This is a genomic window from Enterobacteriaceae endosymbiont of Donacia bicoloricornis, assembly GCF_012567955.1.
Taxonomy (GTDB): domain Bacteria; phylum Pseudomonadota; class Gammaproteobacteria; order Enterobacterales; family Enterobacteriaceae.
In genome coordinates, this window is the sequence record NZ_CP046186.1 from 431215 (window position 1) to 440669 (window position 9455).

Here is a 9455-nt window from a genome sequence, read left to right on the forward strand (position 1 = left end):
CTATTTATATATATTATTTAAAATAATAAAAAAGAAAAATATATGAATATAAAAAAACTTCTCTCAAAAAAAATTCATCAATCTATGATACAAGCAGGTATTCCAAAAAAATATAATGTTATTTTACGTTCATGTAAAATAAAAGAATTAGGACATTATCAAATTAATGGTATTATATCTGCAGCTATTGATTTAAATATCAATGTTAATGATTTAGCTATAAAAGTAGTAAAATATTTAAATTTAAAAAAAATAGTATCTAAAATTACAATATCTAAATTAGGATTTATTAATCTTTTTATTAAAAAAAAATGGTTATCAAAACAAATTAATTTATTAATTACTTCTAAGACACTTGGATTAACAAAAAAAATTGTATCAGAAAATATTGTTATTGATTATTCAAGTCCTAATATAGCTAAAGAAATGCATGTTGGTCATTTAAGATCTACAATTATAGGAGATTCTATTGTAAGAATTTTATCTTTTGTTGGGCATAATGTTATTAAATCTAATCATATTGGAGATTGGGGTACAAATTTTGGTATACTTATAGCTTTTTTAAAATTAAATAATAAAAAATTAAATTTATTACTTTCTGATATAGAAAAATTATATAAACAAGCTCAAAAAAAATATATTGAAGATATAAATTTTGCAAAAAAGGCTAGATTATATGTAGTTAAATTACAGAATAAAGATCTTTCTTGTTTAAAAATATGGAAAAAAATAGTTGATATTACAATGGATTATAATTATCAATTATACAAGAAACTTGATATTAAATTAACATGTTTTGATACTATGGGAGAAAGTACATATAATAACATGTTATCAAACATAATTATAGATTTAAAAAAAAAAGGAATAGCTATTAATAATAATGGAACTATTATTATTCCCATAGAAGGGATGAAAAATATAAAAGGGGGATTAATGGCAGTTATTATTCAAAAAAAAGACGGAGCTTATCTTTATGCTACAACTGATATTGCATGTATTAAATATCGTTATGAAAAGTTTAAAGCAAATAGAATTATTTATTATGTTGATGCACGTCAAAATCAATATTTAAAACAAATTTTTCACATAGTAAAAAAAGCAAAATATGTATCTTCTAACGTAAAATTAGAACATCATATGTTTGGAATGATTTTGAATAATAAAAACAAACCTTTTAAAACAAGAGAAGGAAAAAATATAAAATTAAATGATTTAATTAATAAATCTATTTTAAAAGCTAAAAATATAATTCTTAAAAAAAATCCTTTTCTTAATAAGAATATGTTAGAAAATTTATCTTATAAAATTGGTATTGGAGCAATAAAATATGCTGATTTATCTAAAAATAGAATAAATAATTATATTTTTAATTGGGATAAAATGTTATCTTTACATGGAAATACATCTTTATATATACAATATGCTTATGTCAGAGCTATATCTTTATTAAAAAAATCTAATGTTAATTTAAAAAATTTTTTAGATTTAGAAATTTGTTTTATAAATCATTATGAATTTGATCTTGCTATATCATTTTTAGACTTTGAAGAAATTATTTTAAAAATTGTTAATGAAGGCACTCCACATATATTATGTAATTGGTTATATAAAATAACAGTATTATTTACTTCATTTTATGAAAATTGTAATATTTTGAATATAAATAATAAAATATTAAAAATTAGTAGATTAAAAATAGTTTTTTTAACATCATTATTTTTAAAAAAAGGATTATATTTATTAGGGATAAAAACTATAAAAAAAATATAAAAAATATTAGTAATAAATATATTTTTAAAATATTATTAATTAAACTTATTTATATCAAATTAATATTTTATAAAATTTATGTTTAAAAAAAAAGTAATAATTGCAATGTCAGGAGGTATAGATTCTTCTTTCTCTGCATGGTTGTTAAAAAAACAAAATTATCAGGTAGAAGGATTATTTATGAAAAATTGGGAAGAAGATGATAAAGATAATACTTGTAATATTCAAAAAGATTTATATGATGCAGAAATAATTTGTAAAAAATTAAAAATTCCTCTACATAAAATTAATTTCTCATCTGAATATTGGGATTATGTTTTTAAGAAATTTCTTTCTGAATATAAGAAGGGATATACACCAAATCCCGATATTTTATGTAATAAAATTATTAAATTTAAATATTTTATGAATTTTGCTATTAATAATTTAGGAGCTGATTTTATCAGTACAGGTCATTATGTTCGTTGTAAAAAAATAAAAAATAATTTTTTTTTATTAAGAGGAATTGATTCGAATAAAGATCAAAGTTATTTTTTATATACAATAAAAGAAAAACAATTAAAAAAAATTTTATTTCCTATTGGAGGATTAAAAAAAACAGAAGTAAGATATTTTGCAAAAAAACTTAAATTTATTAATGCTAATAAAAAAGATTCAACAGGAATTTGTTTTATAGGTGAAAAAAATTTTCCTAAATTTTTAAATAAATATATATCATCTCCATCAGGAGATATAGTTAATATTAATGGTAAAATTATAGGAAAACATAAAGGATTAATTCATTATACTATAGGACAAAGAAAAGGTATTGGTTTAGGGGGGTCTGTATTATATGAAAAAAAACCATGGTATGTTTATAAAAAAAATATAAAAAAAAACTTGTTAACTACTATACAAGGTAGAAAAAATTTATATTTATATTCTATCGGTTTAATAGTAAAAAAAGTTAATTGGATAAATTATATACCAAAAAATATTAAAAATAAATATACAATTAAAACTAGATATCGACAAAAAGATGTAAAATGCAAAATTATTTTTTTAGAAAATAATAGAATTAAAGTATATTTATATACTCCTATTTCTAGTATTACAAAAGGACAATCTGCTGTATTTTATAATGGTAAAATTTGTTTAGGAGGTGGAATTATTGAAAAAGGAATTCCATTAATTAACTAGAATAAAATTTTTAATTCTATTAAAAATAAATTTAAATATTTATAGTTATTTTTTAAAAATATAAATTAACAATTAAATAAAAAATAATATTTTATAAAATAGAGTATTATTATTATGGAAAAAAAATCTTTAAAAAAGACATTAATTAAATTAATTAATATTAATAAATCTTTTACAAACAAACAAATTATTTATAATTTAAATTTAAATATAAATGATGGAGAATTTATTACTTTATTAGGTCCATCTGGTTCTGGGAAAACAACTATTATACGTTTAATAGCAGGTTTAGAGAAGGTAGATAGTGGTTTTATTTTTCTTAATGAAAAAGAAATAACACAACATCCAGCAGAAAAAAGGCAAATAAATACTGTTTTCCAAAATTATGCTTTATTTCCCCATATGTCTGTGTTTGATAATATAGCCTTTGGATTAAGAATGCAGAAAAAATCATATAAAGATATACTTAAAAAAGTTGAAAATATTTTAGATATAGTACAATTAAAAAAATTTATAAATAGAAAACCTCATGAATTATCTGGAGGCCAGCAACAAAGAGTTGCTATAGCAAGAGCTGTAATTAATAAACCTAGATTATTATTATTAGATGAACCATTATCAGCTTTAGATTATAGATTACGTAAAAAAATGCAAAATGAATTAAAAGCATTACAAAGAAAATTAGGTATTACATTTATTTTAGTAACCCATAATCAAGAAGAAGCTTTAAGTATATCAGATCGTATTATTTTATTACGAAATGGAATAATAGAACAAGACGGTTCACCAAGAGAAATATATGAAGAGCCTAAAAATTTATTTGTTGCTAACTTTATAGGTGATATAAATATATTTGATGCTTTAATTTTAAAAAAATTTAATTCTAATCAAGTATTAGCTAATTTAGAAGGTTATATATGTAAAATAAAAGTTCCATTTTATATTACGGTTGGAGAAAAAATACATGTCTTATTAAGACCAGAAGATTTAAGAATTAAAGAAATTAATAATGAAACTAATTTAAATACAGGTTTGATTGGTTATATAAAAGAAAAAAATTATAAAGGGATGACTTTAGAATCTATATTAAAACTTAATAATGGTAAAATTATTGTTGTAAGTGAATTTTTTAATGAAAATGATCCTTATGTTGATCATTCCTTAAATCAAAAAATGTTAATAAATTGGGTCGAAACATGGGAGGTTGTATTACCTTATGAAAAGGGTAATGGGATATTTTAAAAAAATTATTATTTTTATAATTATTAGTTGGTTAATATTATTTATTTTATTACCTAATATAATTATAATTATAATTAGTTTTTTAAAAAAAGATAATTGTAATCTGATTAAATTTAAATTTTCTTTTAATAATTATCTAAATTTATTAGATTTTTTATATATTAAAGTATTTATAAACTCTTTATTTATTTCATTTATCACTATGATAATATGTCTTTTAATAGGGTATCCATTTGCATGGTGTCTAACAAAAATATCTGATAAAAAAAAATCTTTAATGTTATTTTTTTTATTTTTACCATTTTGGGTTAATTCATTAATCAGAATATATTGTCTTAAAATATTTTTAGGAATTAATGGATGGTTTAATAATATTTTAATATATCTAAAAATTATTAGTTCTCCTATTCATATAATATATACTCCTACTGCTATAATAATAGGATTAGTATATATTTTATTACCTTTTATGATAGTACCAATCTATTCTAGTTTTGAAAAATTAGATCAATTATGTATAGAAGCAGCTAAAGATTTAGGAGCACAATATTGGAAAATATTTTTTTATATAATAATACCTTTAACTACTTCAGGAATTATAGCAGGGTGTCTTCTAGTTTTTTTATCTAGTATGGGAATGTTTTATATTTCCGATTTAATGGGAGGAGCTAAAAATTTATTAATAGGAAATATTATTAAAAATCAATTTTTAAATATTAGAGATTGGCCGTTAGGTGCTGCTACAAGTACAATAATAACATTATTCACAGGTATTTTATTAATTTTATATTTTAAAATTATTAAATTTTTAAATAAAAAGGAATTTAAACAAAATGTTTAAATATTTATGTAGAATGATATTTCTATATTTAATTTATTTTTGCTTTTATATACCTATTATTTTATTAATAATTAATTCTTTTAATTCATCACGTTTTGGTATGCTATGGCAAGGATTTACCATAAAATGGTATCAATTAATTATAAATAATACTTCTTTATTAAAAGTAACATATCATTCTTTACTTATCGCAATTATTACAGCAACTTTTACAACATTTTTTGGATTATTAACTGCATTATCATTATATCATTTTAATATGCATATTAAATCTTTTATAAATACTTTACTATTTATAGTAATTATTTCTCCTGATATTGTAATGGGTATTTCTTTATTATTATTATTTATTTTTTTAAATTTATCTTTAGGTTTTTGGACTTTATTATTTGCACATATTACATTTTGTTTTCCTTATGTAGTAATTACAATTCATTCTAGATTACAAGATTTTGATAATCGAATGATAGAAGCTGCAAAAGATTTAGGTGCTAATGAAATTATTATTTTAATAAAAATTATACTCCCCTTAATATCTCCTACTATTATTTCGAGTTGGTTATTAAGTTTTGCTTTATCTATGGATGATATAACAATATCAACTTTCGTTACAGGACCAGAATATGAAATACTACCCTTAAAAATTTATTCAATGTCTAAAATAGGTATTACTCCTGAAATTAATGTTTTAGCAACAATGTTAATAACTATTTCTTTATTTTTAGTAATATTAAGTAGAATAATTTTAGGAAAATATAAAACATATAATCAAATTACATCTTTATTAGATTAATAATTTATTTTTGACATTTATAACAAAAAAATGTACTTCGATTTCTTTGTGTTTTGCTGATAATTTGTTCTTTACATATTTTACATAATTTATTTTTTCTTCCGTATACAAAAAAATATTGAGTAAAATTTCCAATATTATTATTGGGTAATTTATAATTATTTATAGTAGATCCACCATATTTTATTGATTTATATAAAATATATTTAATATTTTTAACTAAAATTGTAATTTCTTTTAAATTTAAAGTATGAGATATACGAAATGGAGAAATTTTTGATAAAAATAAAGATTCATTTGCATATATATTTCCTATTCCAGTTACAATTTTATTATCCATTATCAATGTTTTGATATAAATATTTTTTTTTTTTGTAAATTCATATAAATATAAATTATTAAATTTATTTTTTAATGGTTCAGGTCCTAATTTTTTTAGAAATATATTTTTTTTATAATCTTTTGTTTCCCATATCCAAAATCCAAATTTTCTTATATCGGTATATCTTAAAATAAAATTGTTATTTATAATTAAATCAATATGATCATGTTTATCATAAAAAATATTATTTTTATTATTAATAATAGATAATATTCCGGTCATACCTAAATGTATAATAATTGTATTTTTCAATAAAATTATTATAATATATCTACCTCTTCTTTTAATATCTAGAATTTTCTTGTTTTTTATTTTAAAAATATTAATAGGAATAATATACTTTAATTTTTTAGTTCTAACTATAGAATAGTTAATTATTTTTCCTTTTAAAAAGGGTTTTATCATATTTTTAATTACTTCTACTTCAGGTAATTCAGGCATAAATTTTATTTACCAACGCAAAATTGAGAAAAAATACTATTTAATAAATCTTCAGAATAAAATTTTCCAGTAATAGAATCTAATTTTTTTTGTATTAATCTAATATCTTCAGCTAATAATTCTATAGAATTTGTGTTTAAAAAATTTTTTTTCCCTTCTATAAGGTGTTTATAAATAGAATTAAAAATATTTAAATATCTTTCTCTTGCTGTAAATTGATCTTCACTTGTATTTTTATTTAAAATTTTTTTTTTTATAAAATCTATTAAATTTAATATTCCCATTTTTTTTTTAATAGATATTTTTATACTTGTATAAGTATTATTATATATTACTTCAGGAATATTATTTGTTAAATCTATTTTATTACGTATAATGAGAACAGGGATATTTTTTATAAAATTTTTTAAATATTTTTTAATAATTTTAGATAAATTATGCTCTGACATTTTGTCTTCTATTACTAAAAATAAATAATTAGAATTTTTGATCTCTTTAAGAGTTTTTTTAATACCTAATATTTCAATTTGATTATTAGTATTTCTGATACCAGCAGTATCTATAATTTCTATAGGTACAGAATCTATATAAATATTTTCATGTAGAATATCTCTAGTTGTACCAGGAATATTAGTTACTATAGAAATATTTTTATTAGTAATTAAGTTCATTAAACTGGATTTTCCAGAATTAGGTGGCCCAATTAATGTTATTTTAATTCCTTCGCGAATTCTAATACCATTTTTTACATATTTTATAATATTTGTTAAAAATTTTAGTAAATCTTCTAATGTTATTAGAATTTTTTTACAAAAAGTAGAAAAATTAATTTTATAATCAAATTCGAGAAAAGATTCTATTTTTACTCTTAAATTAATAATTATTTTTGTAAATTTTTTTAAAAATAGTGATAATTTACCATTCATTAAATTCATTGCTGAAAATATAGCTGCTTTTGAATTAGCTGAAATTATATCAGCAATAGCTTCTGCTTGAGTTAAATCAAATTTTTTATTTAAAAAAGCTCTTTTAGAAAATTCTCCTGGATTTGCCATTCTAATTCCTGAAATATTTAAAATATTATTTATTAATAAATCTAATAAAATGGAATTCCCATGACATTGTAATTCTAAAATATCTTCTCCAGTAAAAGAATTAGGTTTTGGAAACCATAATACTATACCTTTATCTATAATTTTTTCTTTATAAAAGAAAGGTAAATAATGTGCATATCTTGGTTTAATATAAGTTAATTTTAATACATATTTTATTACATCTATTACTTTATCACCAGATATTCTTATTACTCCTATACTTCCTTGTCCGGGAGGAGTGGCTCTTGCTATTATTGTATTTTTTTGTTTTTTCATAATCTAATTATTGTATGTAATAATTTTTATTATTTATTTTATAAAAAATCCATTTTTGTTGCAAAATAGTTATTAAGTTATTTATTATATAATAAAGAATTAATCCTGAAGGTAACCATAAAAAAAATAAACTAAAAATAATAGGTATAATATATGTAAATTGTTCTTGTGATGAATTATTATTCACATTATTTTGAGAAATTTTTTGTATTACTAACATAGTAATACTCATTATAATTGGTAAAATATAATATGGATCTTCTGATGATAAATCTTTAATCCAAAAAATAAATGGAGCATGTCTTAATTCTATAGAATTAGTTAATGTATAATATAAGGCTAAAAAAATAGGCATTTGTATAATAAAAGGAATAAATCCCATTAATGGATTTAAATTTTCTTTTTTATATAAAAGAATTATCTCTTTGTTTAACCGTTCTTTATCATTACTAAATTTATCTTTTATTAATTTAATTTGTGGTTGTAAAAAATTCATTTTATTTATAGCAATAAATTGTTGTTTAGACAATGGATATGTAATTATCCTTATAATTAAGGTAATAATAATAATGGAAAATCCCCAATTTCCTATTAAATAAAATAATAAATTTAATAAATTAAATAATGGTTTAGATAAAAACCCTAAAAAACCATAATCTATGGTTAGATCTAAAAAAGGTGCTATTTTAGACATTTTATTTTGAATTTTAGGTCCTATCCATATAGTAGATAAAAAATTATGTTTTTTTTTTGGTAAAATAGAATAATAAGAAGATTTAAAACCAGCACTAATAGTATTATCAACATTTTTTTTTATATATATATTATTTCGTTTAGAAAAATTAGGAATAATCCAGGCTGAAGTAAAATATTGTTGTAATACAGCTATCCATCCTTTACTAGTATAAAGATTTATTTTTTTTTTTAAAATTTTAGAAAATTTATATTTTTTAAACTTATTAAAATCTGTAGAAATAGCTATATTATCAAATTTTTTAATAGAGATACTGTTATATTTTTTATCTAAATATTTCTTAGGTGTGTTAATAGATTTATCTATTTGTCCAAATATACCTATTTTAATAGGTTTTAAACTTTTATTAAAAACTTGATGATTAATTTTTATTAAATAATCTCCTCTTTTAAATGAGAAAATTTTGATATATAAAATATTTTTATTTATAAAAAATAAGGGTATTTTTAATATATTTTTATTTTTTTCTAATTTAAAATTAGATGATTCTGAAAAAAATTTATTGTTTTTATTAAAAAATTGATATTTTTTATTGTGTTTTTTTTGAATTATACCACTTCTTATTTGATAAACAAAATTTTTATTTTTTCTTAATAAGGTAAAAAATTTTTTAGAATTTAGTTTTTCTAAATAATCTAATAATTGTACTTTTTCAATAGTACCTCCATAAGGATTAATAT

At 19.2% G+C, this 9455-nt stretch carries 8 protein-coding genes; 5 read left to right on the forward strand and 3 right to left on the reverse strand.

Annotated elements, in window-relative coordinates:
* Nucleotides 1-42 precede the first annotated feature (42 nt).
* The 5 genes from argS to potC all read left to right on the forward strand — a co-directional run bounded on the left by argS (nucleotide 43) and on the right by potC (nucleotide 5828).
* Nucleotides 43-1773 (forward strand): arginine--tRNA ligase, encoded by a 1731-nt coding sequence (gene argS / locus GJU03_RS02105; protein ID WP_168919027.1) that lies wholly within the window; start codon nucleotides 43-45, stop codon nucleotides 1771-1773.
* A gap of 78 nt (nucleotides 1774-1851) precedes the next feature.
* Nucleotides 1852-2952 (forward strand): tRNA 2-thiouridine(34) synthase MnmA, encoded by a 1101-nt coding sequence (gene mnmA / locus GJU03_RS02110; protein ID WP_168919028.1) that lies wholly within the window; start codon nucleotides 1852-1854, stop codon nucleotides 2950-2952.
* A gap of 114 nt (nucleotides 2953-3066) precedes the next feature.
* Nucleotides 3067-4194 (forward strand): spermidine/putrescine ABC transporter ATP-binding protein PotA, encoded by a 1128-nt coding sequence (gene potA, locus GJU03_RS02115; protein WP_168919029.1) that lies wholly within the window; start codon nucleotides 3067-3069, stop codon nucleotides 4192-4194.
* On the forward strand, nucleotides 4169-5035 hold the full coding sequence (potB, locus tag GJU03_RS02120; protein WP_168919030.1) for a spermidine/putrescine ABC transporter permease PotB: 867 nt from the start codon (nucleotides 4169-4171) through the stop codon (nucleotides 5033-5035). The genes potA and potB overlap by 26 nt, the downstream gene beginning before the upstream one ends.
* Nucleotides 5028-5828 (forward strand): spermidine/putrescine ABC transporter permease PotC, encoded by an 801-nt coding sequence (gene potC, locus GJU03_RS02125; RefSeq protein WP_168919031.1) that lies wholly within the window; start codon nucleotides 5028-5030, stop codon nucleotides 5826-5828. Before potB ends, potC begins: the two co-directional genes overlap by 8 nt.
* Before the next feature lie 4 nt (nucleotides 5829-5832).
* Here potC and mutM read toward each other — a convergent pair whose 3' ends face one another.
* The 3 genes from mutM to yidC form a co-directional block, all read right to left on the reverse strand.
* Nucleotides 5833-6651 (reverse strand): bifunctional DNA-formamidopyrimidine glycosylase/DNA-(apurinic or apyrimidinic site) lyase, encoded by an 819-nt coding sequence (gene mutM, locus GJU03_RS02130; RefSeq protein ID WP_168919032.1) that lies wholly within the window; start codon nucleotides 6649-6651, stop codon nucleotides 5833-5835.
* Nucleotides 6652-6656: 5 nt separating this feature from the next.
* Nucleotides 6657-8021, reverse strand: coding sequence for a tRNA uridine-5-carboxymethylaminomethyl(34) synthesis GTPase MnmE (gene mnmE / locus GJU03_RS02135; protein WP_168919033.1), 1365 nt, complete (start codon nucleotides 8019-8021; stop codon nucleotides 6657-6659).
* Nucleotides 8022-8028: 7 nt separating this feature from the next.
* Nucleotides 8029-9455 (reverse strand): membrane protein insertase YidC (gene yidC, locus GJU03_RS02140; RefSeq protein ID WP_168919034.1); only part of this gene is annotated, 1427 nt, incomplete at its 5' end.

Excerpts from the sequence above, each read along its gene's own strand:
- argS (WP_168919027.1), top strand. The coding sequence starts at position 43 with ATGAATATAAAAAAACTTCTCTCAAAAAAAATTCATCAATCTATGATA.
- mnmA (WP_168919028.1), top strand. The coding sequence starts at position 1,852 with ATGTTTAAAAAAAAAGTAATAATTGCAATGTCAGGAGGTATAGATTCT.
- potA (WP_168919029.1), top strand. The coding sequence starts at position 3,067 with ATGGAAAAAAAATCTTTAAAAAAGACATTAATTAAATTAATTAATATT.
- potB (WP_168919030.1), top strand. The coding sequence starts at position 4,169 with ATGAAAAGGGTAATGGGATATTTTAAAAAAATTATTATTTTTATAATT.
- potC (WP_168919031.1), top strand. The coding sequence starts at position 5,028 with ATGTTTAAATATTTATGTAGAATGATATTTCTATATTTAATTTATTTT.
- mutM (WP_168919032.1), bottom strand. The coding sequence starts at position 6,651 with ATGCCTGAATTACCTGAAGTAGAAGTAATTAAAAATATGATAAAACCC.
- mnmE (WP_168919033.1), bottom strand. The coding sequence starts at position 8,021 with ATGAAAAAACAAAAAAATACAATAATAGCAAGAGCCACTCCTCCCGGA.